This window comes from Sphingobium mellinum, from assembly GCF_037860795.1.
GTDB lineage: Bacteria > Pseudomonadota > Alphaproteobacteria > Sphingomonadales > Sphingomonadaceae > Sphingobium > Sphingobium mellinum.
Genome location: NZ_JBANRK010000010.1, coordinates 56,345 through 80,538 on the forward strand (window position 1 = coordinate 56,345; position 24,194 = coordinate 80,538).

24 protein-coding genes are annotated in these 24,194 nt (G+C 63.6%); 16 read left to right on the top strand and 8 right to left on the bottom strand.

The features are described 5' to 3' along the window. Positions 1-138 precede the first annotated feature (138 nt). The 8 genes from AAC640_RS12010 to AAC640_RS12045 all read left to right on the top strand — a co-directional run bounded on the left by AAC640_RS12010 (position 139) and on the right by AAC640_RS12045 (position 6,801). The gene (locus tag AAC640_RS12010) at positions 139-1,062 is read left to right on the top strand and encodes an ArdC family protein (RefSeq protein WP_340266561.1); all 924 of its coding nucleotides are present in this window, start codon (positions 139-141) and stop codon (positions 1,060-1,062) included. Between the two features lie 132 nt (positions 1,063-1,194). Next, positions 1,195-1,830 (top strand): hypothetical protein, encoded by a 636-nt coding sequence (locus tag AAC640_RS12015; RefSeq protein WP_183956155.1) that lies wholly within the window; start codon positions 1,195-1,197, stop codon positions 1,828-1,830. A 25-nt stretch (positions 1,831-1,855) separates the two neighbouring features. Next, positions 1,856-2,467: a DUF6927 domain-containing protein gene (locus AAC640_RS12020; RefSeq protein WP_340266564.1), complete on the top strand. Its 612-nt coding sequence runs from the start codon at positions 1,856-1,858 to the stop codon at positions 2,465-2,467. Beyond that, the gene (locus tag AAC640_RS12025; RefSeq protein ID WP_340266566.1) at positions 2,460-3,383 is read left to right on the top strand and encodes a hypothetical protein; all 924 of its coding nucleotides are present in this window, start codon (positions 2,460-2,462) and stop codon (positions 3,381-3,383) included. The genes AAC640_RS12020 and AAC640_RS12025 overlap by 8 nt, the downstream gene beginning before the upstream one ends. Before the next feature lie 27 nt (positions 3,384-3,410). Then, positions 3,411-3,857, top strand: coding sequence for a hypothetical protein (locus AAC640_RS12030; RefSeq protein ID WP_150411979.1), 447 nt, complete (start codon positions 3,411-3,413; stop codon positions 3,855-3,857). 244 nt (positions 3,858-4,101) lie between these two features. After that, positions 4,102-5,049, top strand: coding sequence for a DUF2493 domain-containing protein (locus AAC640_RS12035; protein ID WP_011950787.1), 948 nt, complete (start codon positions 4,102-4,104; stop codon positions 5,047-5,049). Between the two features lie 231 nt (positions 5,050-5,280). Then, complete coding sequence (locus tag AAC640_RS12040) at positions 5,281-5,904, top strand: hypothetical protein (RefSeq protein ID WP_150412007.1); 624 nt, start codon at positions 5,281-5,283, stop codon at positions 5,902-5,904. Positions 5,905-6,387: 483 nt separating this feature from the next. Beyond that, positions 6,388-6,801, top strand: coding sequence for a single-stranded DNA-binding protein (locus tag AAC640_RS12045; RefSeq protein ID WP_056366854.1), 414 nt, complete (start codon positions 6,388-6,390; stop codon positions 6,799-6,801). Positions 6,802-6,931: 130 nt separating this feature from the next. On the opposite strand, the gene AAC640_RS12050 is transcribed toward AAC640_RS12045, so the two are convergent. The 3 genes from AAC640_RS12050 to AAC640_RS12060 all read right to left on the bottom strand — a co-directional run bounded on the left by AAC640_RS12050 (position 6,932) and on the right by AAC640_RS12060 (position 8,665). Next, positions 6,932-7,360 carry a thermonuclease family protein gene (locus tag AAC640_RS12050; RefSeq protein ID WP_150411980.1) on the bottom strand — a complete coding sequence of 143 codons (429 nt, stop codon included), beginning with the start codon at positions 7,358-7,360 and terminating at the stop codon, positions 6,932-6,934. A 394-nt stretch (positions 7,361-7,754) separates the two neighbouring features. Continuing rightward, complete coding sequence (locus AAC640_RS12055) at positions 7,755-8,234, bottom strand: RES family NAD+ phosphorylase (protein ID WP_150411981.1); 480 nt, start codon at positions 8,232-8,234, stop codon at positions 7,755-7,757. Continuing rightward, positions 8,231-8,665, bottom strand: coding sequence for an antitoxin Xre-like helix-turn-helix domain-containing protein (locus tag AAC640_RS12060; RefSeq protein ID WP_150411982.1), 435 nt, complete (start codon positions 8,663-8,665; stop codon positions 8,231-8,233). The genes AAC640_RS12055 and AAC640_RS12060 overlap by 4 nt, the downstream gene beginning before the upstream one ends. A 290-nt stretch (positions 8,666-8,955) precedes the next feature. Here AAC640_RS12060 and AAC640_RS12065 point away from each other — a divergent pair, with 290 nt between their 5' ends. Together AAC640_RS12065 and AAC640_RS12070 are read left to right on the top strand one after the other, a co-directional pair. Next, complete coding sequence (locus AAC640_RS12065) at positions 8,956-9,120, top strand: hypothetical protein (protein WP_170271947.1); 165 nt, start codon at positions 8,956-8,958, stop codon at positions 9,118-9,120. Positions 9,121-9,231: 111 nt separating this feature from the next. Further along, positions 9,232-9,753, top strand: a complete 522-nt coding sequence (locus tag AAC640_RS12070; protein WP_150411983.1) for a hypothetical protein — start codon at positions 9,232-9,234, stop codon at positions 9,751-9,753. A 140-nt stretch (positions 9,754-9,893) separates the two neighbouring features. Here AAC640_RS12070 and AAC640_RS12075 read toward each other — a convergent pair whose 3' ends face one another. Continuing rightward, complete coding sequence (locus AAC640_RS12075; protein WP_340266579.1) at positions 9,894-10,271, bottom strand: hypothetical protein; 378 nt, start codon at positions 10,269-10,271, stop codon at positions 9,894-9,896. Positions 10,272-10,545: 274 nt separating this feature from the next. Between AAC640_RS12075 and AAC640_RS12080 the strand changes: the two genes are divergently transcribed. The 6 genes from AAC640_RS12080 (at position 10,546) to AAC640_RS12105 (ending at position 15,118) form a co-directional block, all read left to right on the top strand. Then, positions 10,546-10,941 carry a DUF3768 domain-containing protein gene (locus AAC640_RS12080; protein ID WP_340266581.1) on the top strand — a complete coding sequence of 132 codons (396 nt, stop codon included), beginning with the start codon at positions 10,546-10,548 and terminating at the stop codon, positions 10,939-10,941. Positions 10,942-11,267: 326 nt separating this feature from the next. After that, positions 11,268-11,447 carry a hypothetical protein gene (locus AAC640_RS12085; protein WP_104955424.1) on the top strand — a complete coding sequence of 60 codons (180 nt, stop codon included), beginning with the start codon at positions 11,268-11,270 and terminating at the stop codon, positions 11,445-11,447. 13 nt (positions 11,448-11,460) lie between these two features. After that, positions 11,461-12,225 carry a ParA family protein gene (locus AAC640_RS12090; RefSeq protein WP_340266585.1) on the top strand — a complete coding sequence of 255 codons (765 nt, stop codon included), beginning with the start codon at positions 11,461-11,463 and terminating at the stop codon, positions 12,223-12,225. Next, the gene (locus AAC640_RS12095) at positions 12,225-13,160 is read left to right on the top strand and encodes a ParB/RepB/Spo0J family partition protein (RefSeq protein ID WP_340266630.1); all 936 of its coding nucleotides are present in this window, start codon (positions 12,225-12,227) and stop codon (positions 13,158-13,160) included. The genes AAC640_RS12090 and AAC640_RS12095 overlap by 1 nt, the downstream gene beginning before the upstream one ends. A gap of 301 nt (positions 13,161-13,461) precedes the next feature. Then, positions 13,462-13,998, top strand: coding sequence for a hypothetical protein (locus tag AAC640_RS12100; RefSeq protein ID WP_340266587.1), 537 nt, complete (start codon positions 13,462-13,464; stop codon positions 13,996-13,998). Then, positions 13,991-15,118: a relaxase/mobilization nuclease domain-containing protein gene (locus AAC640_RS12105; RefSeq protein ID WP_340266589.1), complete on the top strand. Its 1,128-nt coding sequence runs from the start codon at positions 13,991-13,993 to the stop codon at positions 15,116-15,118. Before AAC640_RS12100 ends, AAC640_RS12105 begins: the two co-directional genes overlap by 8 nt. A 74-nt stretch (positions 15,119-15,192) precedes the next feature. Here the strand turns inward: AAC640_RS12105 and AAC640_RS12110 are convergent, their stop codons facing one another. The 4 genes from AAC640_RS12110 to AAC640_RS12125 all read right to left on the bottom strand — a co-directional run bounded on the left by AAC640_RS12110 (position 15,193) and on the right by AAC640_RS12125 (position 24,189). Beyond that, on the bottom strand, positions 15,193-16,656 hold the full coding sequence (locus tag AAC640_RS12110; protein ID WP_340266591.1) for an argonaute/piwi family protein: 1,464 nt from the start codon (positions 16,654-16,656) through the stop codon (positions 15,193-15,195). Further along, positions 16,653-17,993, bottom strand: a complete 1,341-nt coding sequence (locus tag AAC640_RS12115; protein ID WP_340266593.1) for a DUF4365 domain-containing protein — start codon at positions 17,991-17,993, stop codon at positions 16,653-16,655. The genes AAC640_RS12110 and AAC640_RS12115 overlap by 4 nt, the downstream gene beginning before the upstream one ends. 128 nt (positions 17,994-18,121) lie before the next feature. Further along, positions 18,122-21,526: a UvrD-helicase domain-containing protein gene (locus tag AAC640_RS12120; protein WP_340266595.1), complete on the bottom strand. Its 3,405-nt coding sequence runs from the start codon at positions 21,524-21,526 to the stop codon at positions 18,122-18,124. Continuing rightward, entirely contained in the window at positions 21,526-24,189 is a 2,664-nt protein-coding gene (locus AAC640_RS12125) for a PD-(D/E)XK nuclease family protein (protein WP_340266597.1), read from the bottom strand. Before AAC640_RS12125 ends, AAC640_RS12120 begins: the two co-directional genes overlap by 1 nt. Positions 24,190-24,194 lie beyond the last annotated feature (5 nt).

Here is a 24,194-nt window from a genome sequence, read left to right on the forward strand (position 1 = left end):
GCCCGCTTGCACGGTTCGAGGCGACTGGGGGCGGCACTCTTCGCGGAGTGCCGCCCCTCCTTTTGTGCCCGGACGGCGGCCTTTCAGAGGGGAGGGCGCTGCTCCGGGCTCGCCTCTACCAGATCAGGAGAACGTGCCGTGGCAAAGACCACCGATAGATCGTCGCCCGCCGACACCATCACAAACGCGATCATCGACAAACTCGAATCCGGCGTGCGCCCTTGGGTGAAGCCGTGGCGACCTGGCCTTGGCGGCCGTCCACTTCGCGCGACCGGCGACCCTTACAAGGGCATTAATTGCTTCTGGCTGTGGCTCTGCGCCGAAGGCGCGGGCTACCATTCGCGCACTTGGATGACCTACAAGCAGTCGCAGGCGCTGGGCGGCCAGGTCCGCGAAGGCGAGCGGTCGCAGATCGCCATCTTCTACAAATCCTACAGCAAGACCGTGGAGTCGCCCGTTACCGGCGACACCACCGACGAAATGCGCCGCGTGCTGCGATCCTACGCCGTCTTCAATGCCGATCAGATTGAGGGGTTGCCAGAGAAGTTTTATCCCTGCGCCGTCAGCGCCGTCGCCCCCGACGACGCGCTGCCGGATCGTGCACAGCGCTTTCTCGATGCTCTTCCTGCGAGGGTTTACCAGCGCGGCGATCGCGCCTTCTACGACCGCGTTGCCGACAGCATCACGATGCCGCCTGTCGAGTTGTTTTCCACCCGCGCGTATTTCGCTTCGACGTTAGCGCATGAGGCAGGGCATTGGACCGGCCATCCTGACCGGCTCAACCGAGAGTTTGGCAGGAAATTCGGCGACAACGCCTATGCGTTTGAAGAGCTTTGCGCCGAGATGACATCCGCCCTGCTTGGCGCGGATCTTGGCCTCCCGACCGCCCATATCGACGATCATGCAGCATATATCGGCTCGTGGCTCGCGGTGTTGCGCAAGGATGCCCGCGCCATCATGACGGCTGCGGCAAAAGCCGAAGCGGCGGCCGCCTTTCTGCTCCGCGCAACTGGCCTCGCCACGTCGGACGAAGCCCAGGAACAGATCCGTGAAGCGGCATGATCGCGGCGATCGCCTGCCCCGACCCCGGCGCCTACCGCCGGATCGCCGCAGCGTTCCGCCGCCGCAAGGAGGGGGGAGGAGAGGACGCCTTCGGCCTTTTGAGCGCGCCAGAGCGCTCAGAAGGAGGCTCCCATGTTCTACGATACGCTCTACCGCCACAATCAGGCCCTTTCCCCCGCCGGTCTGGACCATCTGCCGGCAGCACTCCACGCCCTCAACGCCGCCGTCGACGACTGTCAGCGTGCTGGCAAGCCAGTCGCCAGCGACGCGGCAACCCTTCTCCTCATCCGCCATCTGGCAGACGTTGCCCTACGCGATGCGCCCAGCGCGGCCGCCCTTCGCCTTCGTTGCGAAACGGATCGCTTGGCGGTCGACGCCGCACCAGCGCTGCTCGGCATTGCCGGAAAGAGCGTCGGCGGAAACTACCACGCCAAACGGACCTTCCACTATCAGGCGCGCCGCGCGCTTACACGTCTCGCAACGGCAATCGGCCTCGACGCGGACGACACCCGTATCAACACCATCATGGGTGCCGATCACGAAGACGGCACGACGGAGCTGCGCCACGCGGATCTCGCCCTTCGCGTGGTCCCGCGCGGCTTTCTTCCGGGCAGCGAGGTCTCGATCAGCCGCTGTCGCGACGGGCAGGAGATCGGCAGGCCCCACCGCGCGCCGATTACCGAATTACTCGACGTGGCCGCGTTCCAGCACCGACTTGCCGGCATCCCCGGCGACATCGGCGCGGCGCGTTTCGCGGCTGCCGCCTGAACCCCGCAATCGCAGGAGATATCTCATGGGTTGGCTCTTCATGCGCGATATGGGTGGCTACGCCACTCCGCGCTCCTATCTCGACAACCAGTTCACCTATGCGCACGCGGACCATCGTCTCACGGTTCTCGCGTCTTCGATGGTCGGATCTACCTATTACGCGGCGTGCGAACGGATCGAGGCGTCCGGCGGTCGGGCCGTCTTCGCCGTCGTGTGCCTGACCCGGCAAAGCACCGGCGCGCGCGACGGCTGCACGTTCGGCTACAAAGACATGACGGAAACGATGGGTCCGTGCGAAAGTGACTGCCCTGCTGCCATTCTCGATGAATTGACCGAGACTGACAGCACCTACGCCTCCGAATGGCGCGCGCGCTGCCGTGCCAACCTTTTTCGCCGCAAGCTCGAACGCGCGAAGCCGGTCCCGAAGCCGGGACAGACCATCATCTTCGACGAACCCATTCGTTTCAATGACGGCGAGGATCGCAACCGCTTCACGGTCATTGCCAATCCGAAGGGCAAGGCCCCGCTATTTCGCGATCCCATAACCGGCGCCGTGTGCCGGATTGCAAAGTTCAGGACGCGCGCATACCGGCTTATCAACCCGGGCATTGTCCCGAAGGACACGACCGATGGTTGAGCGCGCGCCGGTGATCGCGGCCTGGGGCGCGGGCGTCGATTCTACCGCCATGATCATCGAGCTCGTCGAACGAGGCGAGCCGATCGATATGGTGTTGTTCGCCGATACCGGTTCCGAGAAGACCGATACCTACGCCTTCCTCCCGGTCTTTCGTCGTTGGATGGATCGTCACGATGTCGCGTCCGATGTCGTCCGCTACGAACCACGAAATTTCAAGCATTGGCCGCCCTATGATAGCTTGGGCACCAACATGCTGACCAACGCCACCCTGCCGTCCAAGGCATTTGGGCGGGGGTCTTGCTCGCTCAAATGGAAGGTGGCGCCGCAGGACAAATGGACGGCGCAATGGGCACCCGCGATACGGTGCTGGGGAGAAGGCGGACGTGTCGTCAAACTGATCGGCTATGACTGTTCCAGTGCCGATCAGCGTCGCTACGCGCATGCCGAGGGATATGCCGACCCACGCTATGACTATCGTTATCCCCTTCGCGAACTGGGCTGGACCCGGGCGGATTGCATTGCACGCATTGAGCGTGCGGGCCTGCCTGTACCGCCCAAATCCTCCTGTTTCTTCTGTCCCGCGATGCGGCCGCACGAAGTGGATGCGCTCTCTAAGGATGAACTGCGCACCATCGTTCTGATGGAGGCTCGCGCAAAACCTCGCTTGCGCACGATCGATGGCCTCTGGCGCAAGCCCGTTGTCGGGCGAGGCGGGGCGACACCGAGACCGGGCAATATCACCGCCTATATCCGTCAGCACGGCCTTCTCTCGCCGAGCGAAGTTGATCGGATCGTGGCGGATGCACCGCTCGCGCTCGTCGCGTTCCAGGCGGCGCAAGCCTGCAAGCCCGTCGAGCAGCGCATGTCGATGGCGCGCTGGCTCGACGCATTCCACCGTGGTCAGTCCACAGGCTGACCCCCCTCACTAGCTACGGAGACTCTCATGGCCGATCGCGCTTCTGTCGCGATCCGCATTGGCGGATCGCTGTCCCCTGAACTCCTTCCCGGCTTCTGTGCTGCCGTCGAGAGCGACGGCGCCTTCACGGATTGGGAGGGCACCGCGTTCGACCCGGACGATCTCGATCCGAGCGTTCCCCTGTACCTGGCCGACCATGAGGTTGCCTGGGGCCGGTTCGAAGCGATCGAGACTTTCTGTGTCGATCATGCGCTTGTCTTCGCCCGCTGGGCGGGCGGCGCTTCTGGGGCGTTTGGCCCGGAGCGGGTGGTCTTTGACGGCACGACCGTTCGGAGTTTCAGCGCCTCGGACGATGACGAGATCCTAATCTCGGCGGAAACGGTGCGCGGTCTCGGCAGCTACGCGGCGGTGCTCTCGCATCTCGCGGCGGCGGATTTGGAGATACCCCCGTTCCGGATCGACGGCGCAGGCTGAGGACAAAGCGAAAACCGGTCTGTGACGACACCTCCCCGCCAGAGGATGCTGCATATGGGCGCCCGCGAGGCGCTGGCAACCCGCGAACGGCGGGCCGAGTTGCCGTGTGCCACGGCTGCCCGCACCACCCCTTGTTCGCGAGTTTCCCTCGGCTGTGCCTCGGTGCCAGCCCCTCTTTTGCGAGCGCCCGGAGGATGCGCATCCGGCGGAGAGGCCGCCGGCACAGACAGAAAGGCTCGCTATCATGTCCACATCGCTTGCAGCCGCACTCGCGGCACTGGAGCTAGGGCACCTCGAACCCCGCGCTGAAGACCTCAGTGGCATGGCGCCGCCACCAACCGAGGCGCTGGAGCAGACCGTTACCGCAATCTGGAGCGATCTCTTCACAACGATGAGCAACACATCGATCGAGCGTGACATCGAAGATCTGGGCTGGGGGCTGGTGAACCTCTTCCACCGCGCCGCCGCCAAGAAACACGGGCTGGTCGACCGGTTGACCGACGACATTCGCTTGCTCCTCGCCGAACAGGACGGCTCCGAAATCAGCACGGCCAATCTGGAGGAAAAGATCGATCTCGCCAAGAAGGTCGAGGAATCCGCGGGTGCCTTCGAAATCATGCGCGATGTCGCCGCCGCGCACTATATCCGGGAAACCGGGAGATCGTGGGTGCCATCGTCCGGCAACCGCATTTCGCTCGGTGTCACCGCCGGGATCGTCGATGGCCACGCCTTCTTGCGGGCGCGCCGCGAGCGGGCTTTGAACGCCAACACCGCGCAGGGTACGCCCGTTGTGTTCGCCGGTGGCCGCCTCACCTTCGCCAACGATTTGGATATGAAGACGTTCGCCGACAACCTGCTGGCGACACTCAACAAGGTTCGCGCCCATGTCGGCGACATGTATCTCGTACACGGCGGCGATATGAAGGGTATCGAACGGCTTGCAGCGTCCTGGGCCGAGCAGAATGGCATCCAGCAGGTGCGGTTCGGTCTCGATCGCAAGCTCGGAGATCGCGCCGGCTTCCGTCGCAACGAGCAGATGCTCTCGCTCAAGCCGAGATTCGTGATTGCCTTCCAGGGCAATGGCGTGACGGAGCGGCTTGTCATCGAAGCCAAGGCTCGGGGACTCCGGGTCGTTGATCGTCGCGGCCCATTGGGAAGCCCTCCTTCAGCTGCTCGTCGCGGTGCGGGCTGAAGCCGCGGGCCGCCGGTTTGCCGGCGGCCCTTTTTTGGCTCTGCTTACGGTTGTCCCATCGGAATTCCCGCCAGCGAGAGGGGAGGGTGCCGAGGCGTGTTGGTTTGGCTGAATAGCGCCGGAATCCGTCGGCCGTGTCCGCAGCGTGGATCCATTTCAGTGTCCACCAGCCATCCGCGTTGCTCACGCCGCGCCGGCCGGCGCCTTGCCACAAATGAGAGAGAGATGATGATGCGCGATTTGCATGATGAGGAACTGCGCGCTTTGCTTGCGTTCCGACAGCGCCATGGTCGCTGCTGGAAGGCGGCGTTGCTGCTGCGCTGGTCGGCCGGCACCGACACCGATGAACCCGGTTCGGCGCATTTGCGCCATCTGCGCAATATCGGAGGACCGCGCTGGCTGATCGGGCTATCGGCCGCCACGCTCGATGACGCTGCGCGGCGTTTCGCCGGAAATGTCGATCCGGTGCTGATCGACATTTTCATGGAGAATGCCACGGGCTTTGCCCGCGGCGCGTCGGCAAGCGTCGGGATCGCTCCGGCGAGTGCTGCACATTCGCTGGCCATCGCGATCGAACTCAGCCTCAAAGCCTTTCTGATGAAGGCGGGCTATGCCGACGACTGGAACCGTGTCCATATTCGGCATGACCTCGAAAAGGCCCTGGCGCTTGCGACGGAAGCAGGCCTGTCCGGCCTGCCTCTGGAATTGCCGGATCTCACAGCGATCCTTTCGCCGGCCTATAGTCACCACGAGATCGACGCGTTGTTCCGGGTCGGGGCGTCACCCTTCGATGTGGCCGACGCCTGTCGCTGCGTCGACCGTCTCCTTGCCGTGATCCGGGTGCAGATCGCGTAACCGGTCCCGCAAGATCATCCGTGCGCGCACCACTCGAAAGGGATTTGCCAACCCGATTGAAGCCAGAGACGGTTTTCCGACTAAACCCGCCGGACGGCCATCATGTCTTCTTGTCGTAGGGGCCGCCGCTGCTTCGCTGCGAACGACAAGTCGAACTGGAAAATGGGCTGACCAACGGTGGTGGGGCTATCGGGCGTAGATTGCTGCGGTGATAGGGCAATGCTTCTGCAGCGGTTCCTGGGTTCATAGAACCAAAGCCACCATCCCTTCTTTTTGACCTGATCCCTAAGTCGGTCGTTCGGTGCTTCCAACCCGCTCCCCTTCGGGCCGAGTTGCCGTGTGCCACGGCTGCCCGCACCACCCCTTGTGTCGGGGTTCCCCTACGCCGCTTGCGCGCTCCAGTGGAAGCACCGCCCATGCCCGCCTTTTGCGGGGGTCAGTCGAAGGGACGGTCCCTTTGGCACCCAAAAAAGGAACTTCGACATGCAGAACCTCGTCATCCTCGCCGGCAATGTCGGCGCCACGCCGGAAGCCCGCACCACCCAGGGCGGCACCAAGATCACCCACTTCAGCCTTGCGACCTCGCGGCCCAAGCGAGACAGCAACGGCAAGATCGTCAAGGACGACAATGGCCGCCGGATCGAAGATACCGAATGGCACCGGATCACCTGCTTCAACGGCGTCGGCAAGACCGTCGAGCAATATGTCGACAAGGGGATGAAGGTGATGGTGCGCGGTCGCATCCACTACACCCGCTGGACCGACAACGAGAATATCGAGCGGTACGGCGTCGAGATCATCGCCGACGAGGTGACCTTCCTCACCCGCGCCAAGCCCGCCAGTGGCGACCAGGGCGGCAATGACAGCTCGGTGGATGACGACGAAATTCCCTTCTGAGACCGGCAAAGGCCCGGCGGCTCACGCCGCCGGGCCTTTTGCTGTTTTTCTGTAGCCGGTTCGGGATCGAGGAAAGTTCGGGAAATGGATCTGAACGAGCGCGGCTAGGATATTGCTCTTCCGCGTCCTCTCAGCGGCAGTGGCCCGCCGCATAGCGGCTCCATCGCAGCACCGTGCCACTCGCAATCATGGCGCAGCTTAAATCGCTGATCGCTGGCGCGGCGCACCAGGCACCGGTGCGATCCCCTTTCGCATTGCCAGTCGATCGGCATTGGAGTCTTGGACCTGTGACAAGGATATGGCCTGTGGCGCTGCGCCCCTTCGCGCCGCCCAGCAACCGCACCAGCGTGTCGCGCGCGACAATCCCGCTGGCGCGCGGGCAGGGGTGTCCCGTGCGGCACGAGCCATCGATCTCCCGCGCCGCTATCCCAGCGAGCCGGATCCGTGGTCCCTCGCGACACCAGATCGGGCCATCGCCGTCCCAAACCCTGATCGGTGTGCAGGTGAACGACTGGCCGCCCTGCACGACCGCGACGGCAAGCAGAAATACAGCGAGCATCAGCGCTCAACCCGGACAGGGGTGTAAGTCATGCTTCAGGGAAGAGCGGCAATGTATCCGACCTCGTGGCGGGCTCGTCGGCGAGGATGTCGTAGCAGCGCAACCGCATTGCCAGGTGTCGCGCCAACTCCGCCGTTGCACGGCGTCGTGCAACGGTATCGCCACACCCAATATCGGTGACGAGGGCCGGTTCGGCCGTGGCGAGCGACACCTCGAGGTGGAGGGCCAGACTGTCTTCATCGACTCGGAGCATGGCTGCAGAATAGAACAAAGGAAGAACATTTATCAAGTGTCGAGATCCAGCGAGCCATCCATTATTGCTTGGGTGACGCCAGCCAAGACTGGACATCGCCCAGCGTCCCCAACAGCGTGCTGATCGCCAAGCCCTTCGCGATCAGCCGTAGAGCCGGTCATCCCACCAGATTGGTTCGGACAGCTCGAAGCTGATTGCTTGCGCGTCGGGGTGTCCGGGATTGATCAGGATGTTGCGTTCCACCCGCGCCGGGATCGACGGCACCAGCAACAGCGCCGAGCGCCCTGCCGCGAACCACGCCTCGCCAAAGGCCTTGCAGATATCTTCGCGCTTGCCGTCCCACCCGGGGAATTTCGCGGTTGGGAAGACTTCGTAGCTGACGCCGTTGGGGATCGTGATGCGGATATAATGCTGGTTGGGCGGCATCACCGTGTTCGCGTGGACGAGCTTTTCGAGCATAGCCGTCGAATAATGTTCTGACGTGTAGATGATCGGGCTGGCCGCGGTGTTCCACCGTCCCGGATAGAGCCGTGCGCCCTCGCTGTCATAGATCGGATGCGCGCCATCGGGATCGCCGATCCGGAAACAGGTCAGCACGCGGTCGGTGATCTGGGCGCTCACGCCCCGCCGCCATACGCCGCCCGTCCCAGCAGGTTGATGACGACATCGGCTCCCGGACCCGTCGCCAGCGCCACATCGAGCGGCGCTTTGTTGTCGAGCATAGGATGCGCGCGGCCGAGAAAGTCGCGGACCTTGGCGGGATCCTTATAGATATCGAGCGCGAAGCTGAACACCTTGGCGATCCGCGCCAGCTTGTCGCCTTCCTCGCTGGTCAGGCGCTTGGACGCCGATTTCTTGCGGCGATCAAGCGTCGCCTTGGAAATCAGGCGGAACTTGAAGCGGCTGTCATTGGGCGCGACGGTGTCGGCGAGATGGTCGAGTGCGCCGACCGGCAGGCCTTCGAGAATCGAATAGCTCAGCCCCAGGCGCGTGTCGCCCTTCCGGGGCGCAACCCCAAGCAGGGTCTCGATCGTCACGGGCTGGCTCGCCATCTGCTGCTCCTGTATCATCTGATGCAGATATATGTCTCACATGAGGCAAACACAAGCAACGGTGATATCAGCCCGGTGGGGCCATGACTTCTTCTGGCCGGCAGCTTCACCCCGCTCTTTGAGGCGCAATCCTTGGTCCGGCGGGCGGCCTAATGCGATCAACCCGTAAAGGGTCCGGTCGCTTCGCTACGGCTTTTGGCCTGCGGCAAAAAGTGATCGCGGCCACCCACCGAACACTTCGGGCGCCAGTCGAGCGGGGATGAACCCGCCGGCTTTCAAGGAGCCTCGACATGTTCACCGACATCAAGATCGCCCGCCTCAATGCGCTCGGCCTCTCCAAGACCCTCATGATCGCGACGATGGTCATCGGGATCGGCAACCAGTTCGCCGTCATCACCGCCGACGACTTTGACGGCGACCTGGTCGTCATCAACGAATATGATCCGTTCGCGTGACACTTGCCGGGAGCCCCAGGGCTCCCGGCTCTGTCCAACATCAACGGGCATCGCGCGCTGTTTGCGCTCTCGAGCAACCGATTATCAACATGCGCGCGATACAAAGTTGGGATGAATGCCGAAACAAAGATTCTACCCCAAAGTGATGACGCATTGTGGAGCCGGGTGGTCCATGATGTGAACGCATGGCGCGGGGCCTGTCTGCAGTGTTTCTCCGCGGCCGAGGCTGGCGTGACCGAAACCTTGCTATCTTTGAGCACGGTGCCGGAGAAAGGTGCGGCCGTCCGTCTGCGCCATCTGACCGGGCAGCGGTTCGACGATATCGCGGCGGTCCTTGGTACGGAAGGGGCCTTTGCCGCTGAGGGAAAAGCGGCGTTCAAAGCGATTGAGGCTTTTCGTGCCCATGAGCGCCTTCGAACATTTCTGGCGCATGGGGTGGCAAAGATTGCGGTTGAGCGCACGGACAAGTGGATCGTGGTTTACCGTCAGGTCTCTATCCGTGCGCGGCAGCCCGAACGCACCATGCTTCTGGTCGAGGAAGCGGAAGGCCTTGAGATGCTCGCTGATATACGGCGGAAAAGCCAACAGCTCTGCTCAATTCTGGCAAACCTGCGCCACCAACTGGTGAAATAGACGCAGCACGCATCGCATATCGGAATGAAGCGAGGGCGTCGGCGGCTCCGGTTGCACCGGACCGGGCTCTAGGCTTGCGCCCCGAGCCCCGTGCCGGGTCTCGGCCCATGCGGGTAACGATCCCTGCCGTGGTCGCACAGTCAACAGCGCTCGGTTACGAGCGGCGCTGCGCCGTCGCTGCAAGGGGCTGGTCGACCAAGCGCAAGATGGGCTGGCGGGCATAGGCTCAGCCCGTCGCGGAGCGCCGCATCGTCGACCAGGATGCGCCACGGTCCACCATAGCGCCGGGCGGCCAGGTAGAAGGTCGCGCCATCGCACGCGACCATGCGGCATCGCTCCTGGCGATCGATCAACGACGCATTCCCGCCATAGCGGGCGACCAGCTCGTCGAGATCGGCGCGCATCAGGGCGCCGCAGCGGCGGCATTGGGTGCGGGCCTGGATCTGCAGCCGCTGCATCGCGCCGACGCTCGAAGTCCAGCTTGGCCAAAGGGCAATGATCCGGGCGGTGTCTGTCATGATCGCAAGGATAGCGAAGCCCTCGCTCGCGCGTCCAGCAGCACGTCTGAAAAGTCGGCCATGCCGTTCCTTATTCCCTCTGACCGCCGCACCAACGGTCCCTTCCTGGCTTGGCGTCCTCGCCGCGGCACTTGCCAGCGCAAGCCCGTGCCGGGCTTCTCCACATCCGTTGCGACCCTGTCGGGTGCGCGGGCGCGCTATGCCCCGGCGGTCCGGTCGCCTGTCGGAAGGCCCCGATCGGCGGGGTCTGACACAGCTTGGAAAGTCGAACGTCATGGCCGACCCCCAGAATGACAAAGTCCTATCCGCAGACCAGCGCATCGCGACCATCGCGCGGCTCAATGATGCCCTGCGCCAATCCATCCACAGCCCGGGCGTAAACCAGGTGGTGATGACTGCCGGGGTCGCCGACCTGATCGGCGATACCAGTCTGTTTCGCGGGTTCCAGCGCCGCGCCGAACTGCTGCGCACCGTGCGCGACTATGACGCTTTTGGTCCCGACGTCGATCCGCATGGGGAGCGTGATTTCGGCCGCTTCGAGTTCGCGGGCGAGAACCTGTACTGGAAGATCGATTATTATGATCGCGCGCTGACATACGGATCGCCTGACCCGACAGATCCCGACGTCACCACCCGCATGCTGACGCTGCTTCTCACCCACGAATATTGAGCTATCATGGCCCCGACCCTGTCGGGGCCACCTTTTTACTGAAAGGATTCGCCGGTGCCGCCCGCGCGGATCGCTTTGCGTACCCGGTTGCGCCCGGCGTCGGCCTGACCAGATTTCCCATCCCTGGCGAGCGACCCCGGCCATCCCCCTGACCGGGGGGATAGCCGAAAAGTCTGCTTGAGCAGACTGTCTGCGGTGCCGCCCGGACGTCCCATCGGGCCTTGCTCACCGCGATCAGAGGGGAGGCTGCGCGGCGAGAGCGTCCGCGTCTTGCTGCGCGGTGAGGGGACCGATCGGTTTCCTGCAACAAGCCTAGGAGACCGGCTATGGCCGATTATTTTTCCCGTCATCCAGACCATGCGTTCGTGTTCGCATTCGTCTGCTTCGCGATCACCGTTTACCTGTTTCGCTATGTCGGCCCGGGTATCGGCGGCGGTGGCGACTGGTCGTCGCGTGACCATTATGAGCGCAATCTGCGCGATGGTCCCGACGACTATGAATCGTGAAGGCGCTGTGCCCATGAAGACGATCGTCGTCAGCCTGCTCAAGGGCGGGGTCGGCAAGACCTTCCTCGCCACCCACCTCGCCTGGTATCTGGCCGAGCAAGGCGGCAATCGCGTCGCCTTTCTCGACCTTGATCCGCAGGGCAGTTCCACACGCCGGCTTGCCAGCGAGCGGACCGGGTGGTTCTCGGCGGACCTGTTCGATCCCGAGGCGCGGCTCGAGCTTACCGATGCGCCCGGCATCACGGTCTTCGCCGCCGATCAGCGCCTGCAGATGGTCAAGGCGGCTGCGGATGTCCGCGATTTCCTCGGTCGGTTCCCTGCGCTTGGTGCCCATTTCGATCATATTGTCATCGACACCGGTCCCAAATGGGATGAGCTGACCTTGAGTGCGATGGCAGTGGCCGACGCAGTGATCGCGCCGGTCCAGGTCGCCGAGGATTCGATCGAGTGCGCCAAGATGCTGCTCACCGCGCTCAAAAAAGCGGAAGGCGCTCGCGGCGGGCGCAAGGTCAATTTTCTCGGGCTGTTGCCCTCGATGGTCAATCCGTTCGACCGCCGCGAAATGGACAATGCGGTCAAGCTCGCCCGCGCGGTTGGCGAGAAGCTGATGTTCCCCGCCTTCATCAAGGCGCGGCCGACCTACAAGCATTCGGCCGAACAGCATCATCCGGTGTGGCGCGAAACCGGCAGCGGCGCAAAGGCGGCCGCTGACGAAATCCGGCCGATCCTGGCGGAGATCGTTCGCCGGATGGACGTCTGCCATCTGAGTGCGGCGTGATGGGCAAGTTCGATCAGCGCGCCGAAGAGTTCGGGCTGCTTGTCCGTCTCCACGACAGCGCGCGGCGCGTCGAGGATCTGCCGCTCGACTGGATCATGGCCGATCCCGAAAATCCGCGGCGCGTGTTCGACGAGACGGAGCTCAAGGATCTTGCTGCCTCGATCGCCGCGCGCGGCGTCCTGCAGCCGATCATCGTCGCCCCGAAAAATGGCGACGGCCTTCACGTCATCCGCGTCGGCGAGCGGCGCTTTCGGGCATCGCGCCTTGCCGGGCGCGAGACCATCCCGGCGATCGTGATGGCGGTGGTGAACCGCGCCGACACGCTCGCCGATCAGATCGTTGAGAATGACCAACGCGCAGGCCTGACCCCCCATGATCTGGCGACCGGGATCGAACGCATGCTGGCTGCCGGCGTTACCCAGGCGGAGATCGCTCGCGCGCTCGGCCGATCGAAGCAGTTCGTATCGCTCTATGCCGCCTGTGCCGACATGGCGCCCTGGCTGCGTGCGGCAATCGACCAGATGCCGATCCGGTTGCTCTACGACCTTCACCGGGCTGCCCGCACCCATGGCGACGCGGTGCGCGCCTATGTCGCAGGGCTTGGCGATGAGAGCGTGACCCTGGCCGAGGGTGGCCGGTTCATCGCGGGGCTTAAGGCATCCGAGGCTCTGCCCGTCGCCGGTCGTCATGACGTGGCCGCGCTCCCGAAAGGGCAGGGCACCGAGCGCGCCGCACCGAGCCGGCCGGTTCGTGCCGGTGCCGGTTTGCGGTCGATGTTCGAAACGGAGGTGCCGCCGCAGCCTCGGCCGCTCGATGCGGTTCGGGTGACCGTGGGCGGGCGGATAGGACGTTTGATCCTGCCCGAGCGCGTTCGGGTGGTGTTCGATGACGGCGAGGAGGTCGAAGCGCCCGTTACCGAAATCGCCATGGAGTGAACCATCGGCGGGGCAGGTCGGGGCGCATCCAATCACCCCTCACTCCGCGTCGAAACGATCGAGCTTTTCAGACAAATTTTACAGCCGTGCCCCTTTCTTCAGGGGCGCGGCTGTCTTCATTTTGGCGGGCGGAGGGAATTGGTTCGCTCGGAGATATTCTCTTTTCCCATCGAGGCCAAGTCGAGTTGGATACGTCGCTTGAAGAGGGGCGGAGTCTGTTTGAGCAGACTATAAGACGAGTGGTTTTAGGTGAGGGCCGGATAGGCTTGGCGCCGTCATTGTTAAACAATAGCAATGGGGTGTGGCGTTTTTTGGCCTCCGTCTGCCCGATGATCTCGCGGCGCGCTTCGATGCTAAGGCGACTGCCGCCGGCGGTCGCTCAGCGCTCCTGCGCAAGCTGATCGACGGTGCGCTTGAGGCTGCCGGGGACGCGTCGAGCGAGACGGCACTGCCTCGGACTCGCACGACTGACCGGCTGCAGCTTCGGCTCATGCGCGAGGATATCGTTCAGCTCGATGCGGCGGCCGACGCGCGTGGCCTCAAACGGACCGAATGGCTGGTGATGCTGTTGCGCCGACGGTTGCATGCGACGTCGCCGCCGCCGCGTGGCGACCGGGTGCTGATCGCGCAGTCCTGGCGAGAGCTCAATCGGATCGGCATCAATCTCAACCAGGCGGTCCATGCGCTGCATGCCGCGACCATGGTTGATTCCCGTCTCGACTTGGCGCGCGAGGCCGCGCGTGTCGCGTCCTTCAGGGACGAGGTGACCGAGCAGCTGCGCGTGCTGGGCCGGGCGCTAAAGGGCGACATGGCCTATTGGGATACGGCTGATGAATGAGGATGACGACGGCGTCCTGCCGCTCCCCAGTCTGATGGAAGCCTGGCGACCGCCGACTGGCGGCAAGCGCAGCCTGCGCGGGGGGACACTGCGGATCCGGTCGGGCGGGAAGGGCAGGGGCGGGAGCAATGCCGCGCCGGCGCTGTCGGCGGCCGAGGCGCGAGCCAAGCTCGAGCGGATCGTGCGCAAGGCCCCCGAGGTCATGGTCAAGATCTCGGGAAAGCAGCGTGGAGCCAGGCATCTTGCCGAGCATTTTGGCTATATCTCGCGTCACGGGAAGCTCGAAATCCGCAGCAGCGAGGGCGAGATCATCACCGATGAAACGCGGTTGAAGGCGATTGCCGCCGACTGGGACATGCTCGATCAGGCGATGAATGCTTATGGCAAGGACCGGCCGACCTCTATGTCGATGGTCTTGTCGATGCCCGGCGGTACGACCGATGCCGCGACTATCCATGATGCCGTCCAGGCGTTTGCGCGCGTCGAGTTCGAAGGGCAGTTCAGCTATATGGTGGCGCTCCACACCGACACCGCTAACCCCCATGTTCATCTGACCGTCGCGACCCAGGGGGGGGACGGGGCGCGGTTCAATCCGCGCAAGGCCGACCTTCATCATTGGCGCGAGAGCTTCGCCCATGAATTGCGCCAGCGCGGCATCGCCGCCGAAGCGACGCCGCGCCGCGCGCGCGGCCATGTCCAAAAGCGTGTGCGTTCGCCGGCGCACCATCTGGAGGCGCGGACAGCGGGGCAGGGCAGGGACTTGGATCTTAACCGGCTGATTGAGGAGCGGGCGCAGGCGTTCGCACGGTCACAGAATCCGGAGCGTCGGGCGGAGGACGTGCTGGCGCTCGGCCGCCAAAAGCAGATCCGGGGGGCTTACGCAGATGCCGCAGCCGCGCTGGCGGCGACCGGGAAAGACGAGGATCGCGCGCTGGCCGAGGATATCGCAGGGTTCGTGGCCGATATGCCGGCGGCGGTGTCGCGGCGATTGGAGCGGGCGCGGGAGATCATGCTCGCCGATCGGAAAGCAGCGTCACAGGATGAACGTGGCAAATCAGGCAGGGGTGAGCGAGAGGAACAAAGCATCGCACCCTCGAAGCCGCGCGATCGTGGGCGCTAGTCCGCAAAATCAGCATGGATAGCTTTTCTGCAAAATCTTAGTCCCCGATTCCGTCGGGTGCGGCATGGGCGACATCACATGTAAAAGCTGTACCGCGGCGCGATTTCCTGGCCTTCTGGCACATATTTCAAGACCTCTCCTACGTTTCGCGCGGCTGCAATCGTGATCGGCATTCCATTGTCGAATTGGGTATTGTTCCAGTTCATCTTTGTCAGTGCGAGCGTCTCCTCGGCGATATGCTGAAGTGGCTGACCCAGCGCCTGACATCTCAGCATCAGGGGCCGCGGCACATACATACCTGGATATGTGCGGAAGAACTCGACGCTTCCACGAGTGTAGAGCAAAGCCTGGTCCTTATCGAAGCGGAGTAACGTACCGCGCAAGGGCGGATAGACTCCCATGCGATAGAGCCGCGTCATCGACTTCTGGATCCAGACAAAGTCCGCATAATCAATGTCGCGTTCGTCGATCGCCTTGTGGAAACCGGCAAGTTCGTTTCGATCGAACCGCGACGTCTTGTGAAGCACGACCCGCGCCGGGTAATGTCCGTGCTGCTGCCTGAACACCTTAAGCGAGCTTTTCAGCAGTTCGTAGGCATCCTCCGCCGTCAAGTGCGGCTTTCGATCCTCTTCGCTTTCTACCATCCTACCGCCGCGGAGGATTAGACCTTCGCCCCGCTCGTCGAACATCTGGGCGGTGCTCGTGTGGATGTGCTCGCCATCGACCGATCGGTAGAAGCTCAATCCCACGAACGAAGTCCGCAGCTGGCGGGCATCGCGCGCGAGCCTCCAGGGCAATCCTCCGGCTTTGTAGTAAATGGCGGTCAGCAGATTCCACGCAACCGTGGCAGGATCTTGCGTGCGTCTGTCACTGGTCTCCTTCAGCTTACGCGGAATCTTGAAGCTGGGATCGTATGTTGTTGGCCAAAGAAGCTGGATCGGCAAATGGAGGCGCATGCAGGCGGCTTTGAGCATTCCGCGAAAATCGAGATCGGGGCCGGCCTCTGCCTCCTCGCCGCCTTCCGTAGCCTCGTTTGAGCCGGCAGCATCGCGCGCGTTATAAGTCCGCTGAATGATTTCGATGGGCAGCGCGACAAGTACGACGTCGGGCTTCGTCGTCCGTTCGGCGAGCACGCCCACTTCCTCTGCGATTGCTTCGACGACCGCACGCGTCATCTCGCGCTGGCCCGCGATCGCAACGATCTTGGCAATTTCTCGAGGCGGAATTACCCTCTGAAGCTCATCGGACGTTACGAATTCACATCGGAACGATTCGTCCGCGCCCGTGCCTGGAAATGGCGGGAATAGATTTGGCTGCCGGCTTTCCTTCGCCGGAAAACCGACCCGGCATGCTTCGAGCCACCGAGCCGTACCTTCGACGGTTTCGCCACTGCCGACGATGCCGACTCGAATGCGTTTCGGGGCGCCCTCCGTGCCTACATCGAAGGGCCCATAGTCCATCAAGCCGAAGCGAATGTCGGGGTGCCGAAATGCGCCTCCGAACTCCAGCGGGGGCTCTTGAACATGGGACAGTCTCATTCCGTGCCGCCCTCTATTTGTGCATATTCGAAAAGTGGGGAAGATGGATCGGCCTCCTGCGATTTCCAAAGATCGTCCGGGACACCCACATCCATCTCAAGCAGATCCAGCGAAGCGAATGAGAGGAAGGGATAGCGTGTGGTCAGCAGATCGTCGGCGCCGTGGGTTAGGAAGAAGTCCCGCCACATCACGAACTGGCCCATGACAGCGGCGTTGTTTTCCATTTCCTTGATCTTTTTCAGATGCTCGCCGGCCCAGGCGTCAGGGTTTTTGCCATCGTGCGTGAAATGATAGGTCGGAGTGATTTCCACGAACCAGTTACTGGCAAAGCGGACGAACCGGTGCTGAAAGGCGGAGTGACGCCAGTATGATGCGCGACCTGGATCGGTCTTTCGCTTCCCGTAGCTCCCAACCACTCTGCGGGTCGTTGTGTTTTTCAGGCTCCGATAGGCGTAGTTTAGGATACTACGATCGTGCGGTTTCTGGAAATAGAAGACCCCTGACTTTCGGTCATGCCAGAGGTCCGGTCTGACGAACTCACCGATCGCCCGATTGAGCAATGCAACGAAGTCGCGCTGCCGGTCCTCATCGTCGCTGTCTGCCCATTCGTCGGCGCCGAACTCCTCCATCGCTTCCGCTTCGCAGAGCTTATTCCAAGGCCACCGGTCGAGATCGTGGAATGACAGGACGGATTTACCGCGTACGATCCACTCGGAACCCGCCTGGCGGTCAAGTGCTCTCAGTGCCGCCCCAAAGGCTTTGTCTGTGGAGAATGTGGTGGGCGCCCAATACAATGTCTCCGCCGTCGTTACGCCAATGAGATTCGTGAGCAAATCTTCTTGCCGCCGGACGCTCGGGCCGGATGCGCCAGGTGACACGGAGGCTGCGACAGCCGTTATGGCGGCCTTTGAATCTCTTGTGAAAAGGTCGGCTGCTTTGTCGAAAACGACCTTTCGCGTTTTCAGTCGTTCAGCGTCGGAGAACCAGTCCTTGATGGACTTCCAGTAGGCTGTCCCCTCTTCCGGGCGAACAACGATCAAAAGGACCGGGGCCGTTCCGTGCATCCAATAGGCGATGTCCGCTTCCGCGCAGGGATATTCAAATGACTCGTCCGTCTCCCCCTGCAGCCGTTTGCGTTCGGTCGCCTTTCCCTGGATCTGTAGCAGCAGGTTACCGACCGCGCCTGTGGCGACGTCACGAAGTTCGATAAACCCGTCGATGCCGGCCTCGACACCACCGGTTTCGTAGAACATGTAGCCCATCGAGAGGACGATTTCCTCAATGCGCGCAATTCCGCGCATACCGATTATGTCGCTACCGCCGATCTTCTTTGCCAAATTGTCCTCCAGTAGAAGATCTCTATCGTCCGAGGCCGACTTCCTCGCCAGAACTTATCGCGAACGTGCGCAGGTCAATCATCCTGCGCTATCGTCCCCAGTGCGACGGCCCCGGCGACCGTTATGTATCAGGCTGCGCACGAGGCGACCGGCGCGAGTGATACTGTGATGATATCGCCCGTCGTCATCAGCACGACCAGCCCGCGGTCGGCGCCGGTCATATCCAGATAGTTGCCTACCTGCGCGCGATAGTGATTGAGGGTTTCGGCTGTCGGCTGCACATCGCTTTTCCAGTCGATGACGACGGCGGGCTTACCCTCGCTGTCGAAGCTGGTGGCGTCAGCGATCCCCACGGTTGCCTGCTCGAGGCCGTCAACTTCCACCGCCGCATAAACCGCCAGTTCGGGCGCCAAAGTGGGGCGCAACTCCGCGACCTCGGGAAGCGCCAATGTGCGGACAACGCATCCGGCAAGCTCGTCAGGGAAAAGGCCCTGAGCGGGGTCTTCCATAACGGGCCTGCCGATCTCGACGATCAGCGCCCGTGCCCGCTCGCTGAGTGTCTCGGGATCGTCCGGCGTCTCACCGGTCAGGACTTCTTCCAGCAGCTTGTGCAGGATCAGGCCTCTTTCGCGGCCGCCCTGAACATTGGGGCGCACCGCCTCGTCATCGGGCTGACCGGCCTCCGACGCTGCCCAGATTTCAACTGCCTCCGGCGTCAAAACCGGTCCATCGGCGCTTTCGTCGCGGCTTGGTGCAAGCCAGATCAGGCGACGTTGGCGCGCTACGATCGATGCCGCTTCAGCGGCAAAGTCATCCCGGGTCTGATCGTTGGCCTCGTCGCCTGCGGCAAGGTCGAGCTCAGGCGGCAAATGCGAGAGGTCGAGTGCCGGCAGTTCGGCAAGCGAAAGATCCAGAAGCGAAATCCATGCCGATTTCGATTGCGTCGCGTCGAGGCGCGGAAGCACCAGAAGCTCACGGGCGCGCGTTGCTGCGACATACCACAAGCGGATGCGCTCGCGGTCGAGTTCGGCCTTCTCGGCGTCACGAGCGATGTCATAGCCAATCGGCTTCACCCCAAACACCGGGCAATAGAAGGTGTCGTTGTCGCGGTCGGTCACGGCGCTTTCGGGCGCCATGATGCCGGTCATCGTGTTGATCGGGACGACGATCGGCCATTCAAGGCCCTTGGCCGCGTGCATCGTGTAGAGCGCCACGGCCTCTTCCTGAGCATCGGGCCGTCCCTCGACCGCCCGGGCCTCATCGGTCCACGCCGCTGTCATCGTCTCGGCGAAAGCGCGCAGACCGCGAACAGCGAAGGACGTGGTCAGGCTGAGATAGAGATCGACGTTGGCAAGCGCGCGCTCTGCCTGGCCGCGATGGCGTTCCAGCAAGATGGGGCGAACCCGCAGCGCGTCGACCGCTTGCGACAACAGGTCGTGCGGTGTGGTGCTGTTGGTTTGACGATAGAGCGCCTGTAGCGTCTCGATGGTCGATCGGGCCAGCGGATGCGCGATATGCTCGAGCTCAACGCCCAGGTCGAGGCGGGGCAGCCGTTCGGGATCGTCTTCGGCACGAGGAAGCGCCCAGATGATGTCGAGCAGTTCTTCTTCGGTCAGACCGACGAGCGGGCCGCGCAGCAATGCCCCGAGGGCGAGCGTGTCCCGGCGGTCGGCGAGAACACGCGTCAGCGCGATCAGATCCTGGATCTCCTGGCGGCGGAACAGGCCTTTGCCTGCCTGCGTGGCGACCGGGATGCCGTGGCGTTCGAGCGCCTCCTCGTATCGCCAAAGATCACTGCCGGTGGGCGCAAGCAACGCGATGTCGCCTGGCCTGCAAGGTCGACTGGCGCCGGAGCGACGATCGAGGATCATCTCACTGCCAATCAGCCGGGCGCACATTTGGGCGATCGCGTCGGCTTCAGCGTCGCGCTGTTGTTCGGCTGAGGCTTTGCCGTTCTCGTCGGCAACGGCGACGTCGAGAGCCGCAACGCAAAGGGCCTCGCCGCGATCGGCGTGAAAGGGATCGAGCGCCGTGAAGCCGGGTTGGCCCTCGCTCGAAAGCAGCGCCTCGAAGCGGTCGTTCACATAGGTCAGGATCGGCGCGCAGGAACGGAAATTGGTGGAGATCGCCAGGACGCTGTCAGGGTCCTGCGCGAGATAGGCATCGCGCGCCCGGACATAGGCGCTGACATCGGCGCCACGGAACCGATAGATCGCCTGCTTGGGATCGCCGACGAGGAAGAGCGCGCCGGGACGGATGATGAATGCGCTCCAGTCTGCGCTCGCGACCCCGGCCTGCGGCTCGCCGCAGAGGCGCCAGAAGATTTCCGTCTGAAGCGGGTCAGTATCCTGAAACTCGTCGACAAGGACGTGGGCGAAGCGGGCGGCGAGGGACCGTCGGACATCGTCGTGATCGCGCAAAAGATCGCGCGCCGCGAAGATCAGATCGTCGAAATCGAGCTGGGCGGCCGAACGCTTATAGTCCCGAAAACGGGCCAGCACAGGCTGTACCTGAGCGATGAGGTCGCACAGGACGCGACTGGCGACGTTCTGGACCAGATCCTGCCAGGCTTGGCAGCACGCGGCGTAATGCGCATCCGCCGCGATGTTCAGCCGTTCGCCTTCGGTCTTGGCCAAGCCTTCGCGCTTGGCGGCTTCGACCCATTTGCCTTTCTTCTTGTAGGCAAGGAACGAGCCGGTTTTAGTGCAGAGGTCGGGATGCGGCGGCGAAACCAGCAATCGCACCAAGCCGACGGGCGTTTCGATGATCGGCCCGCTGTCGAGCCCTACGGCCATTCCGGCGAAGCGCTCGGCGAGCATGGCGGTTTCTTCCTCCACCGCTGGCGCGTTGCGGATGAACTCCATCAGACCATCGACGGCGTCTTGGAAAGCGCTCAGGTGCGGGGTCAGGTCGCTGACCGGCGGCGCGGAGACGGTCCTGCGTTTGCGCAGGTTGGCGACGATCTTGTGGATCAAGCCCACGGTTTCGCCGGGATTGTGCAGCACCATTTCCGCGATGATGCCGCCTTCACCGTCCGAGAGCTGTTCGCGCAGCCACGTCTCGACGATTTCAATGAAGGCGAGATCGGCCTGGTTGCGGTCCATCACGCTCGCACCGGGATCGATGTCCGCCTCGACCGGGTAGGGTTTGATCAGCCGCTGGCAGAAGCCATGGATTGTCGAGCAGGTGATCTCGTCGATGACCGATGCGGCGGCCGCAAGGTTCGCGCTGTGGTTGGCTGACAAGCCGTCGGGAAATGCGATGCGCAACTCGGTCGGAATTGTGCCGGCCGCGAGGTCGGCGACGAAGTCGCGAACGCGGATCAGCAGCTCGCTTGCTGCCAGTTCCGTGAAGGTAACGGCAGCGATCGACTTGGGTGCGATGCCCTCCGCGAGCATGGCGGCGATGCGGCCGGCCATCACGGCTGTCTTGCCGGAGCCTGCGCCGGCTTCGACCAGGATCGAGCGATCATGGACGCCGATGGCGGTGCGGCGGGCGGCGTCATCGCGCAGTGTTTTGGTAGCAGCGGTCATCACTGTGCCTCCCAGACCAGCGCAGCATCGCCGAAAGCTTCGGTTGCGGCGGGCAGTTTTCGTTTGCAGTAGGTGGCGCCCGCATTGGCCGGCAGGGCGAACGCGAGATCGTCGTATGCGCCGCCAGTGTCCGGACCGATGAGGGCCTGACCGGATTGAAGGTTCGCCCGGGCGGCTTGCAAGTAGCCGGTGATCTCGGTGAGCGTCGCTTCCGGGTCGCCAAGCTGGAAGTCGACCTGATCGCGCGGAAAGAGCAGCGATGCACTGATCGACACGTCGTTGCCGAGGAGCGCCTTGACGGCGAAGGCATAGAGGCAGCGTTGCAACTCGCGGCCCCCGTCTAGACTGATATCGTCCTTGGGCGGCCGTCCGGTCTTATAATCGCGAACGAGCGCGCGCTTGCCGTCGCCGGCAATGTCCAGGCGATCAATATAGCCGGCGATGCGAAAGCCGGTTGCGGGGATTTCGACGGGTGTCTGCGAATCCCACGGGCTGGCGGTGTCCGCCTTGGGCGTCGCGCCGCCGAAGGCGACTTCGCCAAAAGAGCGGGCGTCGGGCAGATGCTCGTCGCCGTAAGTCAGGGCGCGCGTGGTAAGAATTCGGGCGTCGTCGAGCGTCCGTCGCCAGATGAGCGCCGGTGGGACCGCTCGTTCGCTTTCCCACACGACCGCGATCCTGGCCGCAGCATCCTGCACGGCGCCGGCGATCTGCGCTTCGTCAGCCGCGGCGAGGCCGCCGGCCTCTTCAAGCGTCGCAAGCGCCACATCGAGTGTCATGTGAACCAGGTCGCCCATGGCCAATGCATCAAGGACAAGCGGGTCCGCGCCGCTCTCCGGGGTGCGCAGGCGCATCCCGTAGCGCCATACAAAGCCGAGCGGGCTGCGGAGCAGCAGACGAAGCGAGCTGGCCGATTGGGTCCGGCCAAGGATGGCCTGCAGGAGAGGATGGTCGGCGCGAACCAGTCCATCATGCGGTGTGATCTCCTTGCGATGCCAGTTCCGCCAGGCCGTGGTGGCGCTGATGGCCTGGCTGTCCCGCGCGAACTCATCGGGTCGCGCCATCAACCGATCGGTCTCGCTGAATGCGTGAACCGGAACCGCATTGCGCCGGATGTAGATCTCGTCAGATGCCGGACCGAGCAGCGCGCTGCGCCCCAGCAAGCGGCCTTCGCTGTCGCGACGAGCGCGCGACATGACGATCTGACCGCTCGTCGTGGCGAGGATGGTCTCAAAATCTCGCCGATCCGCCGCGCCGACCGGCAGCGGGTCCAGCTCAGCGGTTGGAATGATGTGATCAGAAATCAGACGATCTTCGGAAATGCCGCGCGGCCAGCGCGATGAATTCATGCCGATGAGCCGAACGAAACGGCGCGGTGAAGCCGCCAAGGCGCTTGCGGGCATCCAGGCCACGGAAACGCAGGCCTCAAGCCCGTCATCTTGTTTCAGGCTGTCCAGCGTCGCATCGAGCGACCCCGATGGTCCAGCCAGCAGAGCCTTGCGCCAGATCGTTAGGGAGCGACCTGACAGAAAGGCTGCGCCGATCTCGTCGGCTGCCGGATGTCCCTTCGCCAACAAATCAATGATGCCACGCAAGGTCGGCGTATGATCCGTCGCGTCGGGCCAGTCGTCGGCGGTCAGCCGGTCCAGCAAGCGTTGCCAAGATCCCGGCGAAGCCAGCGGCGCGTCGGTCGGCAGGACCCGCAGCCAGCCCTGCGGCAAGCCGCCAAACGGTCCGGTTTCCGAACCGCACAACGCTGCGAGCCGACGCATCCGGGTCTGCGAGAAGCCGCGAATGAGGAGATCCGCGAGCGCCGCAGCCGCCTGACCGTCCCGGGTTGTCGTGACCTTGATGCCGTGGACGAAATGAAGATCCATGTTTGCATCGGCGCGCAGGGCGAGGAGATGATCGTCATAGTCACCGGTCGATGCGGCCGCGATCGCGATGTCGGCGGGCCCCGCTTCGCCTGAAGCCATCAGGCCCCGCGCCCATCGAATGGCCTCGATCGCCTCGTGATAGGCAGTCGCGGCGCTGACCGTGCTGATTGCCGGAGCGGTCGCGTCTGCCCGGTCGATCGTGACGTCGAAGGCTTCCAGCCACGGCGGGGTCGGACGGGGGCCGGCTGTCCAGCGCACCGGGGTATGTGCGGTGAGTTCCTGCAGGAGCGGACGCCAGCACGGCGAAAGCTCGGTGATGCCGACAATCTCGACCGGACCCAAAACCGCCGGAGCGTGAGTGATCCGCCCCAAGGCGCGGTTCACGAGATCGGTGGGAGGCATCATGCCCGGCGGCAACTGGGCGAGAACCGCAGCTTCGAGGCGTGCGATCGAGTCGAGCCGAGGATGATCCCCGGCGCGAGCGGCCAGATCGATACCCGCCCGCCACGCCTTGTGGAGGGTGTCGGCCGCCGCATCGACCATGCCGGGAAGCAGCTTGATGCTTTCCAGCTCTCCGAGCGCTGTGTCCGGCAGCACGGCCTGGATCGCCGTTCGCAAACACTCGTCATCGATCGGGCGGGCGAAGCCGCCGGCCAGACGGACCGCGAGTTGTTCAAATGACATGATCTGAACGCCGTGTCGGCGTTGGCGCGCCGCGTCGAGGCGCAGCTCGCGCATCGCCAAACGGCCATGGGCGACGATGGTCCGCCGGTTGGAAAGGGTGGTCATCGTCG